The 18,496-nt window shown below is 71.9% G+C and carries 18 protein-coding genes; 7 read left to right on the forward strand and 11 right to left on the reverse strand.

Annotated features, from left to right (window positions below; genetic code table 11):
• Positions 1-70: 70 nt before the first annotated feature.
• Entirely contained in the window at positions 71-1,048 is a 978-nt protein-coding gene (locus tag ACFV46_RS02225; protein ID WP_385496749.1) for an aldose epimerase family protein, read from the reverse strand.
• 10 nt (positions 1,049-1,058) lie between these two features.
• Positions 1,059-1,949, reverse strand: a complete 891-nt coding sequence (locus ACFV46_RS02230) for an SGNH/GDSL hydrolase family protein (protein ID WP_385496751.1) — start codon at positions 1,947-1,949, stop codon at positions 1,059-1,061.
• Positions 1,950-2,202: 253 nt separating this feature from the next.
• Between ACFV46_RS02230 and ACFV46_RS02235 the strand changes: the two genes are divergently transcribed.
• Positions 2,203-2,697, forward strand: coding sequence for a DUF3145 domain-containing protein (locus ACFV46_RS02235; RefSeq protein ID WP_376728807.1), 495 nt, complete (start codon positions 2,203-2,205; stop codon positions 2,695-2,697).
• A gap of 99 nt (positions 2,698-2,796) precedes the next feature.
• Here ACFV46_RS02235 and fabF read toward each other — a convergent pair whose 3' ends face one another.
• The 5 genes from fabF to fasR all read right to left on the reverse strand — a co-directional run bounded on the left by fabF (position 2,797) and on the right by fasR (position 7,735).
• Entirely contained in the window at positions 2,797-4,068 is a 1,272-nt protein-coding gene (gene fabF, locus ACFV46_RS02240; RefSeq protein WP_361936154.1) for a beta-ketoacyl-ACP synthase II, read from the reverse strand.
• An 86-nt stretch (positions 4,069-4,154) separates the two neighbouring features.
• Positions 4,155-4,403: an acyl carrier protein gene (locus ACFV46_RS02245; protein ID WP_004001566.1), complete on the reverse strand. Its 249-nt coding sequence runs from the start codon at positions 4,401-4,403 to the stop codon at positions 4,155-4,157.
• Between the two features lie 110 nt (positions 4,404-4,513).
• On the reverse strand, positions 4,514-5,512 hold the full coding sequence (locus ACFV46_RS02250; RefSeq protein WP_361936157.1) for a ketoacyl-ACP synthase III: 999 nt from the start codon (positions 5,510-5,512) through the stop codon (positions 4,514-4,516).
• Between the two features lie 16 nt (positions 5,513-5,528).
• Positions 5,529-6,440 (reverse strand): ACP S-malonyltransferase, encoded by a 912-nt coding sequence (locus tag ACFV46_RS02255; RefSeq protein ID WP_062667268.1) that lies wholly within the window; start codon positions 6,438-6,440, stop codon positions 5,529-5,531.
• Between the two features lie 89 nt (positions 6,441-6,529).
• A complete protein-coding gene (gene fasR / locus ACFV46_RS02260) occupies positions 6,530-7,735 on the reverse strand; it encodes a fatty acid biosynthesis transcriptional regulator FasR (RefSeq protein ID WP_361936163.1) in 1,206 nt (401 codons plus the stop codon).
• A gap of 85 nt (positions 7,736-7,820) precedes the next feature.
• Between fasR and ACFV46_RS02265 the strand changes: the two genes are divergently transcribed.
• Together ACFV46_RS02265 and ACFV46_RS02270 are read left to right on the forward strand one after the other, a co-directional pair.
• Positions 7,821-8,474, forward strand: coding sequence for a pirin family protein (locus ACFV46_RS02265; protein WP_385496762.1), 654 nt, complete (start codon positions 7,821-7,823; stop codon positions 8,472-8,474).
• 108 nt (positions 8,475-8,582) lie between these two features.
• On the forward strand, positions 8,583-10,808 hold the full coding sequence (locus ACFV46_RS02270; protein ID WP_385496752.1) for an MMPL family transporter: 2,226 nt from the start codon (positions 8,583-8,585) through the stop codon (positions 10,806-10,808).
• Between the two features lie 6 nt (positions 10,809-10,814).
• Here ACFV46_RS02270 and ACFV46_RS02275 read toward each other — a convergent pair whose 3' ends face one another.
• Positions 10,815-11,630, reverse strand: coding sequence for a serine hydrolase domain-containing protein (locus tag ACFV46_RS02275; RefSeq protein ID WP_385496753.1), 816 nt, complete (start codon positions 11,628-11,630; stop codon positions 10,815-10,817).
• Positions 11,631-11,782: 152 nt separating this feature from the next.
• Here ACFV46_RS02275 and ACFV46_RS02280 point away from each other — a divergent pair, with 152 nt between their 5' ends.
• Together ACFV46_RS02280 and ACFV46_RS02285 are read left to right on the forward strand one after the other, a co-directional pair.
• Positions 11,783-12,265: a MerR family transcriptional regulator gene (locus tag ACFV46_RS02280; RefSeq protein WP_361936170.1), complete on the forward strand. Its 483-nt coding sequence runs from the start codon at positions 11,783-11,785 to the stop codon at positions 12,263-12,265.
• Positions 12,262-13,275, forward strand: coding sequence for an aldo/keto reductase (locus tag ACFV46_RS02285; RefSeq protein WP_385496754.1), 1,014 nt, complete (start codon positions 12,262-12,264; stop codon positions 13,273-13,275). The genes ACFV46_RS02280 and ACFV46_RS02285 overlap by 4 nt, the downstream gene beginning before the upstream one ends.
• Positions 13,276-13,296: 21 nt before the next feature.
• On the opposite strand, the gene ACFV46_RS02290 is transcribed toward ACFV46_RS02285, so the two are convergent.
• The 3 genes from ACFV46_RS02290 to ACFV46_RS02300 all read right to left on the reverse strand — a co-directional run bounded on the left by ACFV46_RS02290 (position 13,297) and on the right by ACFV46_RS02300 (position 16,150).
• On the reverse strand, positions 13,297-14,154 hold the full coding sequence (locus ACFV46_RS02290) for a DUF4429 domain-containing protein (protein WP_361936217.1): 858 nt from the start codon (positions 14,152-14,154) through the stop codon (positions 13,297-13,299).
• Positions 14,155-14,212: 58 nt separating this feature from the next.
• Entirely contained in the window at positions 14,213-15,430 is a 1,218-nt protein-coding gene (locus ACFV46_RS02295) for an alpha/beta hydrolase (RefSeq protein ID WP_361936175.1), read from the reverse strand.
• Between the two features lie 93 nt (positions 15,431-15,523).
• Entirely contained in the window at positions 15,524-16,150 is a 627-nt protein-coding gene (locus ACFV46_RS02300) for a TetR family transcriptional regulator (protein ID WP_361936178.1), read from the reverse strand.
• 66 nt (positions 16,151-16,216) lie between these two features.
• On the opposite strand from ACFV46_RS02300, the gene ACFV46_RS02305 reads away from it, so the two are divergent.
• On the forward strand, positions 16,217-17,836 hold the full coding sequence (locus tag ACFV46_RS02305; protein WP_376728811.1) for an MFS transporter: 1,620 nt from the start codon (positions 16,217-16,219) through the stop codon (positions 17,834-17,836).
• Positions 17,837-18,053: 217 nt separating this feature from the next.
• The gene (locus tag ACFV46_RS02310; RefSeq protein ID WP_361936183.1) at positions 18,054-18,359 is read left to right on the forward strand and encodes a small hydrophobic protein; all 306 of its coding nucleotides are present in this window, start codon (positions 18,054-18,056) and stop codon (positions 18,357-18,359) included.
• The last annotated feature ends 137 nt before the right edge of the window (positions 18,360-18,496 follow it).

An 18,496-nucleotide genomic window follows, 5' to 3' on the forward strand; every position in this document is an offset into this window, starting at 1 on the left:
AGAAGTACCCAGGAACAGCCCCGGTCCGGGCCCTGACACCGGGACCGGGGCTCGGGCCTTCCCCGGCCCGTCAGCGCGCCGAGAAGGCGTACACCGTCTCCGACCGGTACACCTGGCCGGGCCGCAGCACCGTGCTCGGGAACTCCGGCCGGTTCGGGGAGTCCGGGAAGTGCTGGGTCTCCAGCGCGATGCCGTCGCCGGGGGAGAAGGGCTCACCCAGCTGGTCGGCCGTGTAGAGCTGCAGACCGGGCTCGGTCGTGGCCACCGTCAGCACCCGCCCGGTCGAGGGGTCGTACAGCTCGGCGACCTCCCGCGCGTCCTCGGTCACGCCCTTGTCCAGCACGAAGTTGTGGTCGTACCCGGAGCCGACCTTGCGCGTCCGGCGGAAGTCGAAGCGGGTGCCCGTGACGTCCTCCAGGGCGCCGGTCGGGATGAGGTCCGCGTCCACCGGGGTGAACCGGGAGGCGTCCAGCCGCAGTTCATGCCCGCCCGCGTCACCGGAGTCCGCGCCCGCGAGGTTGAAGTAGCTGTGGTTGGTCAGATTCACCACGGTCGGCGCGTCCGTCACCGCCTCGTACACGAACCGCAGCGCCCCGTCGGCCTCCAGGGTGTACGTCGCCGTCACCTCCAGGCGCCCGGGGAACCCCTCCTCGCCGTGCGGGCTGACCCGCGTCAGCCGCAGCCCGTGCTCGACGGGCGTCACGTCCCACACGCGCTTGTCGAACCCGCGGGCGCCGCCGTGCAGGGAGTTGGGCGGCGTGTTGGGGTCGAGCGCGTAGGTGACGCCGTCCAGCGGGAAACGGCCGCCCGCGATCCGGTTGGCGTACCGCCCGATCAGCGCGCCGAGATACGGCCCGGGATGCGTCACGTACCCGTCGAGATCGGCGAACCCGAGGACCACGTCGGCCGTCCGGCCGTCCCGGTCGGGCACCTCCAGTGACTGCACGATCCCGCCGTACGACAGGACTCGCGCCCGAACGCCCGCGCGCTCCAGGGTCCAGCGATGGACCTCCGTGCCGTCGGAAAGTGTGCCGAAGTGTTCGCTCATGAGCGGAACACTAGTTCGTGACCGTCCGGTAGGCGATCTCCGCCAGCCGCGCCTGCCCGTCGACGCTCGGATGGAAGAAGTCCCACTGGCTCAACTGCGCCTGACCGAACCGGAAGTCGTGCACCGCGCCGCCGTCGAACCGGCAGCGGCGGTCCTTCGCGCAGACGTCCCTCAGTACCGTGTTGTACGCCTCGACCCGGCCCTGCACCGTCGCCCGGCGCTGGTTCGCCGCCGCCGTCAGGGACTCCGCGTCCCCCAGCATCGACGGGCAGATCCCCAGCTTCCACACCTGACGGCCCATCGGGCTCGTGCGGCCCTGCTCCCACAGCCGCATCAGATTCGGCACGCTCGCCACGTACACCTGGGACTTCGGCAGCGACCGGCGCAGCGTGCGCAGCGCCTCCTCGAAGCTCGCGCGGAACTCGGCGACCGGCGTCATCGAGTCGACCGACCTGCGGCAGGCGTCGTTGGCGCCCGCCATCACCGTGACCAGCTGCGGCCGGTGCGTCACGGCGCGGGCCATCTGGCCGGGAACATCACCCATCCGGGCCCCCGTCACCGCGAGGTTCCAGCTGCGCTCCGCCGCCTTCGCCCGGTCCAGCAGCCGTACCGCCAGGCTGTCGACCGCCGGACGGGTGCCGGTCGCCCAGGACACCTCGGGGCAGTCCGACAGGACCGCGCAGGCGTCGAAACCGGTGGTGATCGAGTCGCCGACCGCCGCGACCGAGGCGGGGCTGCGGTCCCACACCGGCGTCGGCTTCGGCGAGGGCCGCGCGCCGCGCGCCGCCGTGCCCGACGGGGCGGGGGAGGCGCCGCCCACGGCGTCACAGCCGGACGCGCCCAGCACGGCCGCGGTCACGGCGGCGAGCACGACGCGTGGGACAAGCCGTCGCTTCCGCATACCCGTCCATCCCCTCGTCGGACCCGTCGAAGTGTCCAACCCATGAGACCTCACCCGGGTTCCCGGGCCGCGCATGCAACGGCTCACACCCGTACAAGCGTCCTGCCGGGTGAATGGCGGGCGTTTCACGGCCCCGGGACCGACGGTACGTCACACTCCTCGCCCCGCCGCACGGTAGCCTCGCCATCGAACGTGGTCCCCGGCCACGCCCGTCCGCCCGTTCGCAAGATGTCCGCTCAGCCCGGAGGTCCCGGTGACGACACGTGGAGTTCTGTACGTGCACTCCGCGCCGCGCGCGATGTGCCCGCACGTCGAGTGGGCCGTCGCCGGGGTGCTCGGCACGCGCGTCAACCTCGACTGGATCCGGCAGCCCGCCGCGCCCGGCACCTGGCGCTCGGAGTTCTCCTGGCAGGGCGAGACGGGCACGGCGTCCAAGCTGGCGTCGGCCCTGCGCGGCTGGCAGATGCTGCGCTTCGAGGTGACGGCCGAACCGTGCCCCACCGCCGAGGGCGAGCGCTACAGCTGCACCCCCGACCTCGGCATCTTCCACGCCGTCACGGGCATGCACGGCGACATCCTGATCCCCGAGGACCGGCTGCGCGCCGCCCTGACCCGCGCCCAGCGCGAGGAGGCGGACCTGGAGGCGGAGATCGCCAAGCTGCTGGGCAAGCCGTGGGACGACGAACTGGAACCCTTCCGGTACGCGGGCGAGGGCGCTCCGGTGCGCTGGCTGCACCAGGTGGTCTGACAGCCGGCCTGACACCCGCTCACCCCCCGGCACACGAACGGCACAGGAAAGGGCCCCCGCCTCGAAGGCGGGGGCCCTTCCCGTGCGTACGGGGGTCGCTCAGACCGTCCGGAACGCCAGGACCACGTTGTGGCCGCCAAAGCCGAACGAGTCGTTCAGCGCGGCGATACGGCCCTCCACGGGCAGCTTGCGGGCCTCGCCGCGGACCACGTCGGCGTTGGCCTCGGCCTCCGGGTCGAGGTTCTCCACGTTGATGGTCGGCGGGGCCACCCGGTGGTAGAGCGCCAGCACGGTCGCGACGCTCTCGACACCGCCGGCGCCGCCCAGCAGGTGACCGGTCATCGACTTGGTGGCGGAGACGGCCATGTGGTCGGCGTCGTCGCCGAAGACCTTGCGCAGCGCCTTCAGTTCGGCGATGTCACCGGCCGGGGTCGACGTGGCGTGCGCGTTCACGTGCACGATCTCCGCCGGGTCCAGGTCGGTGCGGTCCAGCAGGTTCTGCAGGGCGTGCGAGATGCCGCGGCCCTCCGGCTCCGGCTGCACGATGTCGTGCGCGTCGGCGGAGATGCCCTGCCCGACCGCCTCGGCGTACACCCGCGCACCGCGCTTGGCGGCGTGCTCGGCGGACTCCAGGACGATCACGCCGGCGCCCTCGCCGAGGACGAAGCCGTCGCGGGCGACGTCGTAGGGACGCGACGCGCCCTGCGGGTCGTCGTTGTTCTTGGACATCGCCATCATGTTGCCGAACGCGGCGATCGGCAGCGGGTGGATGGCCGCCTCCGTGCCGCCCGCGATCACCACGTCGGCACGGCCGGTGCGGATCATCTCGATGGCGTAGCCGATGGCCTCGGCGCCCGAGGCGCACGCCGACACCGGCGTGTGCACGCCCGCGCGGGCGCCCACGGCCAGACCGACGTTGGCGGAGGGGCCGTTCGGCATCAGCATGGGGACGGTGTGCGGGGAGACGCGGCGGACGCCCTTCTCCTTCAGCACGTCGTACTGGTCGAGCAGCGTCGTCACGCCGCCGATGCCGGAGGCGATGACCGCGCCCAGGCGGTCGGGGTCGACGTTCGGGTCCTCACCGGCCCTGGCCTCGAACCCGGCGTCCTTCCACGCCTCCTGGGCGGCGACCAGCGCGAACTGCGCCGAGCGGTCCAGACGGCGGGCCTGCGGCCGCGGGATGACCTCGGTGGGCTCCACGGCGACCGTCGCCGCGATACGGACCGCCTGGTCGGCGGCCCAGTCCTGCTCCAGGGGCTTGACGCCGGAACGTCCGGCGACCAGGCCCTCCCAGGTAGAGGCTGCGTCGCCACCCAGCGGTGTGGTTGCGCCGATACCGGTGACGACCACGGTGCGATTGGTCGGGCTCACGGGAATTCTTTCTCCAACGGATACGAGGATTCAGCGGCGCCACCGCCGGGTGGCGGGGCAGTCGGCCCAGAGGCCGGATCGGCGGATCAGCCCTGGTGCTTGAGGATGTAGTCGGTCGCGTCGCCGACGGTCTTGAGGTTCTTGACGTCCTCGTCGGGGATCTTCACGTCGAAGCGCTCCTCGGCGGCGACGACGACCTCGACCATGGACAGCGAGTCGACGTCCAGGTCGTCGGTGAAGGACTTGTCCAGCTGGACGTCCTCGACCGGGATGCCGGCGATCTCGTTCACGATGTCGGCGAGACCGGCGACGATCTCTTCCTGAGTGGCGGCCATGGTGGCGCTCCTTCGTTGTTGTTCAGGTTCTTCAGAGGGTTGGGCGCCCGCCGCACAGGCGGCAGGTGGTGCGCGTCCCGTGCCGGTTCACATGATCCGGCACGGAGTGCCTAGGGGAGAGTAACGACCGTGGCGGCGTAGACGAGACCCGCCCCGAATCCGATGACGAGCGCGGTGTCGCCGCTCTTCGCCTCGCCGGTCGCCAGGAGCCGCTCCATCGCGAGCGGGATCGAGGCGGCCGAGGTGTTGCCGGTGGTGCGCACGTCACGGGCGACCGTCACGTGCTCCGGCAGCTTGAGAGTCTTCACCATCGAGTCGATGATCCGCTCGTTGGCCTGGTGCGGGATGAAGACGTCCAGGTCGTCCGGGGCGATCCCGGCCGCGTCCAGCGCCTGCTGGGCGACCTTCGCCATCTCGAACACGGCCCAGCGGAAGACCGCCTGGCCCTCCTGCGTGATCGCCGGGAACTTGTCCGTGGAGCTGTCGTACTCGTTCCACGCCACGGTCTGCTTGATCGTCTCGGACTTGTCGCCCTCGGAACCCCAGACCGTGGGGCCGATCGCCGGCTCCTGGGAGGGGCCGACCACGACCGCGCCGGCGCCGTCGCCGAACAGGAAGGCCGTGGCGCGGTCCTCCAGGTCGGTCAGGTCCGACAGCCGCTCCACACCGATGACGAGGACGTACTCCGCGGAGCCCTCGACGATCATGCCCTTGGCGAGGGTGAGACCGTAGCCGAAGCCCGCGCAGCCGGCCGAGATGTCGAAGGCGGCGGCCTTGTTCGTGCCGAGCTTGTCGGCGATCTCGGTCGCGACGGCCGGGGTCTGCTTGAAGTGCGAGACGGTCGAGACGATCACGCCGCCGATCTGCTCGGCCGAGATGCCGGCGTCGGCGATCGCCTTGCCGGACGCCTCGATCGACATCGCGGCGACCGTCTCCTCGTCGTTCGCCCAGTGCCGCGTCTGGATGCCGGAGCGCGAACGGATCCACTCGTCGGACGAGTCGATCTTCTCCAGGATCACCTCGTTGGGCACCACCCGCGTGGGCCGGTACCCGCCCACACCGAGGACGCGTGCGTACGGGGCGCCCTTGCTGGGCTTCAGCTTCGCCATGCTCCGGGGCTCCTTGTCAGGCGTGCTCTGCGACGAGCTCGCGAGCAGCGTCGAGATCGTCGGGGGTCTTCAGCGCCAGGGTCTTCACACCCGGCAGCGCGCGCTTGGCCAGACCGGTCAGCGTGCCGCCGGGGCACGCCTCGATCAGGGCCGTCACGCCGAGCTCCTTGAAGGTCTCCATGCACAGGTCCCAGCGGACCGGGTTGGCGACCTGGCCGACGAGGCGCTCCAGCACCTCGGCGCCGGTGGTGACCGCGTGGCCGTCCTTGTTGGAGACGTAGGCGACCTTCGGGTCGGCGGGGACGAGCTCCTTGGCGGCCTCGGCCAGCTTGTCCACGGCCGGGCCCATGTGGTGCGTGTGGAACGCGCCGGCGACCTTCAGCGGGACGACCTTGCGCACGCCCTCGGGCTTGTCCTCGCCCAGCGCGGCCAGCTGCTCCATGGTGCCGGCGGCCACGATCTGCCCGGCGCCGTTCATGTTCGCCGGGGTCAGGCCCAGCTTCTCCAGGTGCGCGACGCTGACCTCGGGGTCACCGCCGAGCAGCGCGGACATGCCGGTCTCGGTGATCGCGGCGGCCTCGGCCATCGCCAGGCCCCGCTTGCGCACGAGGGTCAGCGCGGCGGTGTCGTCGAGGACGCCCGCGTAGGCGGCCGCGGTGATCTCACCGACGCTGTGGCCGGCGACGGCGCCGGGGACGATGTCACCCAGTGCCGCGGCGGACAGCAGGCCGGCCGCGACCAGCAGCGGCTGGGCGACCGCGGTGTCCCGGATGGCGTCGGCGTCGGCCTGCGTCCCGTAGTGGGCGAGGTCCAGTCCGATGGCGTCCGACCAGGCGCCGAGGCGGTCGGCGGCACCGGGCAGTTCGAGCCAGGGGGTCAGGAAGCCGGGCGTCTGGGCGCCCTGGCCGGGAGCGACGAGTACGAGCACTCTCACACTCTCTCTTGGGGACGGCCGACGCCGCCCGTGGGGACAAGGACGAAGAACACGAGGGGGTTTTGTGGGCCCCCGACAAAAGACTAGAGCTGGAGATCGCCGTCGGCCAGACGCCCCAGGATCAGCGCTATCCGCAGCGTGAACGCGGAGCGTACATCGGAGGGTGACCAGCCGGTGACGTCAGTCACACGTCGGAGCCGGTAGCGCACGGTGTTGGGGTGAACGAACAGCATCCGGGCCGCGCCCTCCAGACTGCTCGCCTGTTCGAGATAGACGGAGAGCGTCTCCAGCAGCGCCGACCCCGCCTCCTCCAGCGGTCTGTAGATCTCCTCCACCAACTGCTCGCGCGCGCTGGGATCCCCGGCTATGGCGCGCTCCGGGAGGAGGTCGTCCGCGAGGACCGGACGCGGCGCGTCCTGCCAGGCCGTGCACGCCTTCAGCCCGGCGGCCGCCGCCTGCGCGGACCGCGTGGCGGCCAGCAGGTCCGGCACGACGGGCCCGGCCACCACGGGACCGGCCGCGTACGGCCCGATCAGCGACTTGGCCACGGCGAGCGGGTTGTCGCTGCCGCCCGCGATCACCACCAGCCGGTCCCCGAGCACCCCCGTCAGCACCTGGAGCTTGGCGTGCCGGGCGGCCCTGCGGATCGCCTCCACGGTCAGCTCGCTGTCGCCGTCGGGCGCGGTCCCGAGCACGACACAGACGTTGTCCGGGGAGCTCCAGCCGAGCGCGGCCGCCCGGGAGACGGCCCCCTCGTCGGCCTCCCCGCTGAGCACGGCGTTCACCACGAGGGACTCGAGACGGGCGTCCCAGGCACCGCGTGCCTCGGCGGCCTGCGCGTAGACCTGCGCGGTGGCGAAGGCGATCTCCCGGGCGTACACCAGCAGCGCCTCGCGCAGCACCCTCTCGTCGCCCGGCGCCGCGACCTCGTCGATCGCCGACTCCATGACCTCGATGGTGGTGCGCACCATCTCCACGGTCTGCCGCAGCGTGATGGCCCGGGTCAGCTCGCGCGGCGCGGTGCCGAAGACGTCGGTGGAGATCGCCTGCGGGGCGTCGGGATGCCGGAACCACTCCGTGAACGCGGCGATGCCGGCCTGGGCGACGAGACCGATCCAGGAACGGTTCTCCGGGGGCATGGCCCGGTACCACGGCAGCGTCTCGTCCATGCGCGCGATGGCCTGCGCGGCGAGCGAACCGGAGGACTTCTCCAGGCGCTTCAGGGTCGCGGCGTGGGCGTGGGCGTCGTGCGCGGCGGCTTCGGACTTTCGGGTTACGGGTTCGGGCACGGGGACAAGACTGCCTTATCGGGACGCCCGAGCGTGCCGGAGGGTCGCCCGCGGACTCCCCGGTGGGTCTACGGTGGTCCCCGTGATGGACGTACGGCGCGCCGCGGAGCGCTATCCGGGAGGGGATCCGGCGGCGGGCATCACCTCCCGCCACGCCTTCTCCTTCGGCCCGCACTACGACCCGGACAACCTCCGCTTCGGCGCGGTCATCGCCTGCAACGAGGAGCGGCTCGCGCCCGGCGCCGGCTTCGACGAGCACCCGCACAGCCACACCGAGATCGTGACCTGGGTCGTCGAGGGCGAGCTGACCCACCGCGACTCCACCGGCCACGCCACCGTGGTGCGGCCCGGCGACGTGCAGCGGCTCAGCTCGGCGGGCGGCGTCCGGCACGTCGAACGCAACGACGCCGACGTGCCCCTGGTCTTCGTACAGACCTGGCTGGCCCCGCTGTCGCCGGGCGGCGACCCGGCGTACGAGATCGTCCGCGGCATCGCCGACTCCACCCCGTACGCCGTCCCGGAGGCCGGCGCGATGCTCCATGTGCGGCGGCTCGTGGCGGGGGAGCGGACGGCCGTACCGGACGCGGCGTACCTGTACGTGCACGTGGCGCGCGGCGAGGTGCGGATGGCCGGGGAGGAGCTGGGCCCGGGCGACGCGGCCCGCGTCACCGGCGCCGCGGACCTGGAGGCGGTCGCGCTCACCCCGGCCGAGCTGCTGGTCTGGGAGATGGGCGGCTGACCGGCGTCAGCCGAACGGCCCACGCCGACCCCGGCAGCGGATGCCGGGATGATCCACCCGGCGTCCAATGAGGGGGTCAGTGACCGCTCGGCAGAGAAGAGCCGGGGCATGGCCAGACCCAGCACCGCTGGACACCGGGACGACGACACCCCGGTGGGGGGACTGCGACGGCTCGGCCAGTGGTGCGCGCGCCACTTCGTGATCGTGATCGCCGCCTGGGTCGTGGCCCTCGGTGTGCTCCAGGTCCTCAACCACCTCCACGGCGGCGAGTACTCCGACAACTTCGCCCTGTCCGACGTGCAGTCCGAGAAGGGCCTGGACGTCCTCAAGGCGCACGACCCGCAGGCCGGCGGGTACAGCAGCCAGATCGTCCTGCACGACGCGGACAAGCCCCTCGACTCGGTCGGCTCGCAGCTGTCGACCGCCGTCGCCGACCTGCAGAAGCTCCCGCACGTCCTGAGCGTGCAGAACCCGCTGGAGGCCACCTCCTCCAAGGTCGGGCCGCTGTCCTCGGACGGGAAGACGGGCTACGTCACCATCCGCTTCGACGAGCAGCCCTCCCTCCTCGGCGACAGCTATCTGGACGGCGTCGACAGCGCGGTGGAACCGCTCCGGCAGGCCGGCGTCGACGTCGAGTACGGCGGCTCGCTCGGCGAGCTGGAGCGGCCCGCCGGCAACGACCGGATCAGCGAGGCGATCGGCTTCGGCGTCGCCGTCGTCGTCCTGCTGATCGGCTTCGGCAGTGTCGCCGCCGCCGTCCTGCCGCTGGTCTCCGCCCTGATCGCCGTCGTCGGCGGACTGGCCTGCCTCGGACTGCTCGCCCTCGCGTTCACGTTCGCCACCGTCTCGCCCACGCTGGCCACGATGATCGGTCTCGGCGTCGGCATCGACTACGCGCTGTTCCTGCTCACCCGGCACCGGCAGAACCTCATGGACGGCGCCGACCCGGTGCGCGCCGCGGGGCACGCCGCCGCCACCAGTGGACGCGCGGTCCTGGTCTCCGGCACCACGGTGATCGTCGCCCTGATGGGCCTGTGGGTGTCCGGCGTGACGTTCATCGGCCTGCTCGGCATCGCGGCGGCCGTCACGGTCGTCTCCGCCGTCCTCGGCGCGCTGACCCTGGTCCCGGCCCTGCTCGGGCTGGTCGGCCGCGGTATCGACCGCTGGCACGTGCGCAGGCCCATCGCCGAGACCGAGGCGGGCGGCGACACGGCGCAGGGCACCTGGCACCGGTACGCGAAGCGGGTGGAGCACCATCCGTGGCGGTACCTGACCGCCGGTGTGGTCACGGTCGCGGTGCTCGCCATCCCCGTCTTCTCGATCCAGCTCGGGCACATCGGCGACGGCGCCGACCCCACGTCCTTCACCGACCGGCGCGCCTTCGACCTGATGACGGACGCCTTCGGCGCGGGTTCCAACGGACCGCTGACCGTCGTCGTCGACCAGAGCGACGTGCCGGACTCGCAGCGCTCCGACCTGGCCTCGAAGACACAGCAGGCCCTGGACGACGCGTCCGGCACCTCCTTCGTCAGCCCGCTCCAGCCGACGCAGGACGGCGACGTGCTGGTCGGCACCGTGTACTCGGCGGTGTCCCCGCAGAACAAGGACACCACGAACCTCGTCAACCGCCTCTACGACCACACGCTCCCCGACGCGGCCTCCGGCACCGCCGCCAAGGGCTATGTCACCGGGACGACCGCCGCCCAGGTCGACTTCCGGGACATCGTCGCGGAGCGGCTGCCCTGGATCATCCTCGTGGTGGTCGGCCTGGCCTTCCTGATCGTCCTCGCGGTCTTCCGCGGCCTGCTGGTCGCCGTGAAGGCGGCCGTCCTCAACGTCCTGTCGATCGCGGCCTCGTACGGCGTCGTCGTCGCCGTCTTCCAGTGGGGCTGGGGCGGGCCCGCGCTGGGTGTGCACGGCAAGGTGCCCATCGAGAGCTATGTGCCGATGATGATGTTCGCGATCATCTTCGGCCTGAGCATGGACTACGAGATCTTCCTGCTGTCCCGGGTGCACGAGGCGTGGAGGCGCACCGGGGACGCCAAGGACTCCGTGGCGCACGCGCTGGAGATCACGGCGCGGGTGATCACCTGCGCGGCGCTGATCATGGTGAGCGTCTTCGCCGCCTTCATCATCAGCGACAACATCGTCGTGAAGATGCTGGGGCTGGGCCTCGCCGTCAGCGTGCTCATCGACGCGACCGTGGTCCGCCTGCTGATGGTGCCGGCCGTGATGACGCTGCTCGGCGAGCACGCCTGGTGGACGCCGCGCTGGCTGGACCGGATCCTGCCGCACATCGACACCGAGGGCACCGGCGAGAAGCTCGGCCGGTGACGGGGGCTACACCTCGGCGAGCACCGCGTCCGTGAAGGGCGGCCACACCTCGGCCGCCCACGGCCCGAACGCCCGGTCCGCCAGCGCGACACAGGCCACGCCGGCGTCCGGGTCGATCCACAGGAACGTGCCGGACTGGCCGAAGTGCCCGAAGGTGCGCGGCGAGGACGTGGCGCCCGTCCAGTGCGGCGCCTTGCCGTCCCGGATCTCGAAGCCCAGCCCCCAGTCGTTGGGGTTCTGGTGCCCGTACCCCGGCAGGACGCCCTTGGTGCCCGGGTACTGCACGGTCATCGCCTCCGCGACCGTCCGCGGGTCCAGCAGCCGGGGCGCCTGCACCTCCGCCGCGAACCGCAGCAGATCCCCGACCGTGGACACGCCGTCCTTCGCCGGGGAGCCGTCCAGCGTCGTGGCCGTCATGCCCAGCGGCTCCAGCACCGCCTGGCGCAGATAGTCCCCGAACGGGATGTCGGTCGCCTTGGCGATGTGGTCCCCGAGCTGCTCGAACCCGGCGTTGGAGTACAGCCGCCGCTCCCCGGGCGGGGCCGTCACCCGGTGCTCGTCGAACGCCAGCCCCGAGGTGTGCGCGAGCAGATGCCGCACCGTCGAGCCCTCGGGCCCGGCCGGCTCGTCGAGCTCGACCGCGCCCTCCTCGTAGGCGACCAGCGCCGCGTACGCGGCCAGCGGCTTGGTCACCGACGCGAGGGGGAAGCGGTGTCCGACGGGGCCGTGGGTCCCGAGGACCGTGCCGTCGGCGCGGACGACCCCGGCGGCGGCGGTGGGAACAGGCCAGTTCTCGATCAGTGCGAGGCTGCTCAGCGACATGCTGTCGAGCCTAAGCCTCGCCGCCGCAGGCCGTGACACGGCGTCGGCACTCCCGTGCGGGCACGTGGGCCGCGGGGATCAGGCCATGCCCGCCGCGTTTCTCACCGGTTCCGCTTGCTTGGAGCGCACTCCAAGGCCATAGCGTGGACGGTATGACGGTGATGGAGACCACGAGCACCGACAGCTGCACCGCCCCGCCGCGCCCCGGCCGGCGCCCCCAGGGGCAGGACAGCTACACGATCAGCGAGGTCGTCGCGTTCACCGGCCTGACGGCCCACACCCTGCGCTGGTACGAGCGCATCGGCCTCATGCCGCACATCGACCGCTCGCACACCGGCCAGCGCCGCTACAGCAACCGGGACCTGGACTGGCTCGACCTCGTCGGGAAGCTGCGGCTCACCGGCATGCCGGTCGCCGACATGGTCCGCTACGCCGAGCTGGTGCGCGCGGGCGACCACACCTTCGGCGAGCGCTTCGAACTGCTGGAGACGACCCGCCGGGACGTCCTCGCCCGGATCGCCGAACTGCAGGACACGCTGGCGGTGCTCGACCGGAAGATCGATTTCTACGCCGACGCCGGCCGCCGCTTCGAGCGGGAGGCCTACAGGGACGAGAAGACGGAGCAGGCTGGATGAGCGACGGCAGGATGACCACGGCGCGCCTCGGCGCGGACGGACCCGAGGTGGGCGTCCAGGGCCTCGGCTGCATGGGCATGAGCTTCGCGTACGGCCCGTCCGACGCGGACGCCTCCCGGGCCACCCTGGAGCGGGCCCTGGACCTCGGCGTCACGCTGTACGACACGGCGGACGCGTACGGGAGCGGAGAGAACGAGCGGTTCCTGGCGCCCTTCTTCAAGGCGCACCGCGAGGAGGTGGTGATCGCCACCAAGTTCGGCCTGGCGATCCACCCCGACGACCCCACGAAGCGGATCATCCGCAACGACGAGCCCTACATCCGCCGGTGCGTCGAGGCGAGCCTGAAGCGGCTGGACGTCGACGTCATCGACCTCTACTACATGCACCGCCGCCAGGTGGAGGTGCCTCTCGAGGAAACCGTCGGTGTGATGGCCGACCTGGTCCGCGAGGGCAAGGTGCGGCAGCTGGGCCTGAGCGAGGTCACGGCCGGCGAACTCCGCCAGGCGCAGGCGGTGCACCCGATCGCGGCCGTCCAGTCCGAGTGGTCCCTGTTCAGCCGGGACATCGAGTCCGGTGTCGTACCGGCCGCCCGCGAGCTGGGCGTGGCCCTGGTGCCGTACTCCCCGCTGGGCCGGGGCTTCCTCACCGGGTCCTTCGCCCGCGCCGAGGAGCTGAGCGCGGACGACTTCCGCCGCCAGCAGCCCCGGTACACGGGAGAGAACGCCTCGGCCAACGCGGCCCTGCTCGAGCCGATCCGCGCCCTCGCCGAGGCCCGGGGCGCCACACCCGGCCAGATCGCCCTGGCCTGGGTCCAGCAGCGCGCGGCGGTGCACGGCCTGCCCGTGATCCCGATCCCCGGCACCCGCAGGCCCTCCCGGGTGGAGGAGAACACGGCGGCGACCCGTATCGAGCTGGACGCGGCGGAACTGGCCCTGCTGGAGCCGCTGGCGCAGCGGGTGGCCGGCACCCGCTACGCGGACATGTCCTTCACGTCCGCCGGGCGGGAGTAGGAGCCCGCGCGGCCGGAGCCGTCACAGCTCGGCGAGCAGCTCCGCCTTCTTGCCGGCGAACTCCTCGTCCGTCACCAGCCCCGCCTGGTGCAGCTCGCCGAGGTGACGGATCCGCTCGGCGATGTCGGCCGGGTCGCGCCGCGGCGCCCCGGCCGGCGTCACGGCCGCCGGTTCGGTGCGGCGCACCGCCGCGAGGACGGCCGCGGCGAACGGCAGCGACTCGTGCACCGGCCCGTACCCGAGCCCGAAGACGACGGCCGCCGGGTCCTGGTCGGCCTGCGCGGGCTGCTGCGAGGAGTCCCGTCGCAGCAGGCGCAGATGCCCCTCGAAGACCTCGGGGGAGCGCCACTCGACACCGCTCAGCTCGGCCACCGGGAAACTCTGGTCGCCCGCCTTCCACTTCGCCGAGGACGCACCCGTCCAGAACCACCTGAAATGGACGATTTTCCCGTCGAACGAGGCTTTCCCGTCATATGCCTTGAACTGCAACGGCACTTCGGGCGCCCCCACGAGGAAGTCCTCGGCCGCACCGGAGTCGGTCAGCCGGTCCCGCACCTCGTCGCGGTAGTACTCGGCGAGCGTCTCGCGCTCGGCCGGCAGCACCAGCCGGTACGGATCGCCGCCCTCCTTCAGCTGCCCGGCGGCCGCGGAGAGCAACGGATCGGCGCCCGCGCGCAGTTCGAGCCGCAGCACGACGGTCCCGCGTCTGCCCGGCGTCAGCGTCGCGTCGGCGATCGCCCGATAGGGGACGCGACGCTCGCCGAGGGCCTGGAACAGCCTCGGTGTCCGAAGGCCCCGTTCGTAGCGGATGAGCACGGAGTCGGACTCGAACTCCCAGGCGGCATGAAATCCGGCCAGTACGTCACCCATGCGGCTCATCGTATGCGGCACGTGTTCCTCCGTCCCCACCCCGCGCACACCGCGATTGCTCCCGTCTCTACGCGCGTCCGGCCGGCGCGGCGTCGGACAGGCCCGCACGGCACCCGACGGTGCCGTCGGCGCACCGCACCGACTCGTAGGCGCCGACCCCGATCTCCGCGAAGTTCGCCACACTCTCCGTGCCGGGCTCGAAGTAGCCGCTGTGGCCCTTCGCGTCCCGGGCCGACAGCACCCGGGCACCGAACACCGAGGACACCGGGTCCTCGCCGTGCCCGAGGCCGCCGAGCTCCAGATACGGCACGTCCTGCACCCAGTCGTCGGCGTCCCGCATCGCCCACACGTGCGCGGAGGTGCGCAGCTGCGAGGCCCGCTCCACCCGCATGCCGGGGCTGCCCGCCACCGCTATGTCGGTGACCCGGCCCGGCAGTTCCCGCGCGGCCAGACCGCACAGCACCGAGCCGTAGCTGTGGCAGAACAGCGAGACGGGCGAGCGGCCCGGCAGCGCCCGCACCAGCGCGTTCAGCCGTACGGCCCCGTCGGCGGCGCGCGTCGCGGTCGCCGAGTCCAGGCCGAGCCCGCCGGGCGTGGTGTAGTCGGCCCAGGCGATGACCGCCGTACGCGTCGACGGCGCGGCCGCACGCTCGGCGTCGTACAGCGACCGGGCCATGCCGACCGGCGCCGAGTACTTGCGGTGCGTGCGCTGGAAGGTGAGCACGTCGGTGTCGACGCCGGGGACGACGACCGAGATCCGCTCGGCCCGGTCCAGGTCGCCGAAGACCTCCGCGGCCCGTCCGCCGCCGGCCGGGTCGAAGGCGAGGATCTGGCGGTCGGAGCGCAGCAGCGAGACGAAGCGCTCCTCGCGGTGGGCCGCGGCGCGCTGCCCGTCCGGCGTGAGACCGCTGTCGTGCACGCGCTTGTGCTCGACGTCACGCGCCTCGCGGAGCGCGACACGGTTGGCGCGGTAGCGCAGTTCGGCCGGGGCGCCGTTCATGTTGCCGACCGCGAGCGGATAGCGGCGCACGAGATACGAACGCTGCTGCTCGGTGAGGGAGGCGAAGAACGAGGTGAGCCGGGCGGGGGAGGAGTCCGCCGCCGGAAGCCGGCGACCGGCGAGACTGCCGTGCTCCCAGGCGCTGAGCGAGGCCTCGAGCGGGGCGGTGCCGCGGTGGTGCCGCAACGCGGTCCAGCCCGTGGTCGCCAGCATCACGAACACGACGGCCAGAGCGAGCAGAGCGCGCCAGACGTTCAGTTGCGGGGTGGTGTCGAAGGAAGTCACTGGGAGGACACACTAGGAGAACGAGAGGGTCTCGCGTTAACCAAGTGACACGGATCACGTTTTGATCAAGGTTGTGTGAACGGGCCACCTTTCTCAGCCCGTTCGCCAGCTCCCGGTGAGGGCCGGACCGACCTGTTCCAGGTACTGCACCGTCAACGCCCGTATGGCGTCCAGGCTCGTGTCGCCGCCCGTGGACCAGCTGCGTTCCACCAGCCGCATCACCCCGCCGAACACGGCCACCGCCAGCCGCGGCCGGGGGTCGGCGTCGACGTCGACCCCCTCGCGCTCGGCCAGCACCCGCGCGATCGCCTCCTCGGTCTCCAGCGAACGCCGCAGATGGGCGGCGAGGAGGACCGGCGTCGACTCGATGACCTGGTACATACGCAGGAACACCTCGACCGGCGCCACCGACTCGACCACCTCGCTGAGGGTGTCCCAGCCGTCCAGGACGGCCTGCCGCAGCGCCTCCATCGGCGCCTCGTGCGGCGGCCGGTCGCGCACCGCCCGCAGGAAGTGCGTCTCCGCCATCTCCTGCAGCGCGAGGGCGGCCTCCTCCTTGCCCGCGAAGTACCGGAAGAACGTGCGCTGCGACACGTCGACCGCACCGGCGATGTCGTCGACGGTGGTGTCCTCGTACCCCCGTGTGGTGAAGAGCTCCAGCGCGGTACGCAGCAGTGCTTCCCGGGTGCGCTGCTTCTTGCGTTCGCGCAACGTTTCCATATGTGTCAGTTACCGACTTGTGAATTGGTTTGTCAATTGTCAGTGACTGTCACTAGCCTCGAACACATGACTAGTCAGACCACCATCGACACGACGGGGTCGGGGGGCGACGCGCCGGCGGTCCCCTCGGGCGCGACGTCGGCCAAGGGGATGCGCGGACACCCCTGGCTCACGCTGATCACCGTCGCAGTGGGGGTCATGATGGTGGCCCTCGACGGCACCATCGTGGCCATCGCGAACCCCGCCATCGGCGAGGACCTGAAAGCCAGCTGGTCCGATCTGCAGTGGATCACCAACGCGTACTTCCTCGCGCTGGCCGTCTCCCTGATCACCGCCGGCAAGCTCGGCGACCGCTTCGGGCACCGCCAGACCTTCCTCATCGGCGTGGCGGGCTTCGCCGCCTCCTCCGCCGCCATCGGGCTCTCCCAGGGCATCACGATGGTCATCGTCTTCCGTGTCCTGCAGGGTCTCTTCGGCGCCCTGCTGATGCCGGCCGCGCTCGGCCTGCTGCGCGCGACCTTCCCGGCCGAGAAGCTCAACATGGCCATCGGCATCTGGGGCATGGTCATCGGCGCCTCCACCGCCGGCGGCCCGATCCTCGGCGGTGTCCTCGTCGAGCACGTCAACTGGCAGTCCGTCTTCTTCGTCAACGTGCCGGTCGGCGTCCTCGCCGTCGCGCTCGGCGTGTGGATCCTGCTGGACCACCGGGCGGAGAACGCGCCGCGCTCCTTCGACCTGCTCGGCATCGCCCTGCTGTCCGCCGCGGTGTTCTGCCTCGTCTGGGCCATCATCAAGGCCCCGGAGTGGGGCTGGGGCGACACCGGCGTGTGGGCGTTCATCATCGCCTCGCTCGCCAGCTTCGGGTTCTTCGCCTACTGGGAGACGAAGGTCAAGGAGCCGCTCATCCCGCTGGGCCTCTTCCGCTCGGTCCCGCTGTCCGCGGGTGTGGTGCTGATGGTCCTGATGGCCATCTCCTTCATGGGCGGCCTGTTCTTCGTCACCTTCTACCTGCAGGGCGTCCGGGGCCTGGGCCCGGTCGACGCCGGTCTGCACCTGCTGCCCCTCACCGGCATGATGATCGTCGGCTCCCCGCTCGCGGGCGCCATGATCACGAAGGTCGGCCCCCGTATCCCGCTGGCGGGCGGCATGGCCCTCACCGCGCTCGCCATGTACGGCATGTCGACGCTCGACACGCACACCGGCAGCGGCGTGATGTCGCTCTGGTTCGCCCTGCTGGGCCTGGGCCTCGCCCCCGTCATGGTCGGCGCCACCGAGGTCATCGTGGGCAACGCGCCGCTGGAGCTGTCCGGTGTCGCCGGCGGTCTGCAGCAGTCCGCGATGCAGGTCGGCGGAAGCCTCGGTACGGCGGTGCTGGGCGCCGTCATGGCCTCGAAGGTCGACAACGACCTCCCGGGCAACTGGACGGACGCGGGACTCCCGCCGCTCGCCCCGGAGCAGCTGGAAGGGGCGGCGACCGCCGTGCAGAAGGGCGGCGCCCCCGTGCCTCCGGGCACCCCCGAGGCGATCGCCACGAAGATCACGGACGTGGCCCACGACACCTTCATCTCCGGCATGAGCGCGGCCTCCCTGGTCGCCGCCGGTGTGGCCGTCGTCGCCGTCCTCGTCGCCTTCCTCACCAAGAGGGGCGAGAACGCGGGCGCCGGAGCGGGCGCCGCGCACATCTGACGCGTGCGAACGGAGGGGTTCGCGGCGGGAGTCCCTCATCAGGGTGACAACGCCGTGGATCCCTCCCGTCGTCCGGCCCCGCAGGTGACAGTAAGTCAAGCCGGGGCCAGCGGCGCGCTGCCGGAGGGGGACGGCGCGCCGCCGGTCCGGCAGAGCGGGAATGAAGTCCGCCCCAGCGGTTACTCGTCAAGTCCAAAGCCGAACCAGGGAGTTGACGATGGCGGGCTTCGGACACGGCACGCGCAGGCACCCCCGCTCACGTGGCCGGACGTGGTCACGGACCGGGCCGGACAGCGCGACGCTGGGAATCGTCGGAGCCATCTGCGCGATCGCCGGATTCTTCGTACTGGGCATCATCCTCGGCCCGGTGGCGATCGTCTGCGGCTGGCTGGCCATGGGCCGCTCATGGTCGGGAGCCCGCCCGGCCCCCGCCCTGGTGGCGCTGGTCCTGGGCGCGATCGACACCCTGCTGGCGATCATCTGGCTGGCGGGTGCGGCCACCCCGGGCATCGGCCTGGCCTGACCCGCCCGGCCCTACGGCGGCCGCCGCCGTTGACGGCCACGCCGGCGGGTCACCCGGCGCCCTGATGTTCCCTTCGGTCCATACACCCTTCAGCACATGACGACGGGGTGGGGCGCCCCACGGATCACCCGTGGGGC

This window comes from Streptomyces sp. NPDC059852, from assembly GCF_042731455.1.
Taxonomy (GTDB): domain Bacteria; phylum Actinomycetota; class Actinomycetes; order Streptomycetales; family Streptomycetaceae; genus Streptomyces.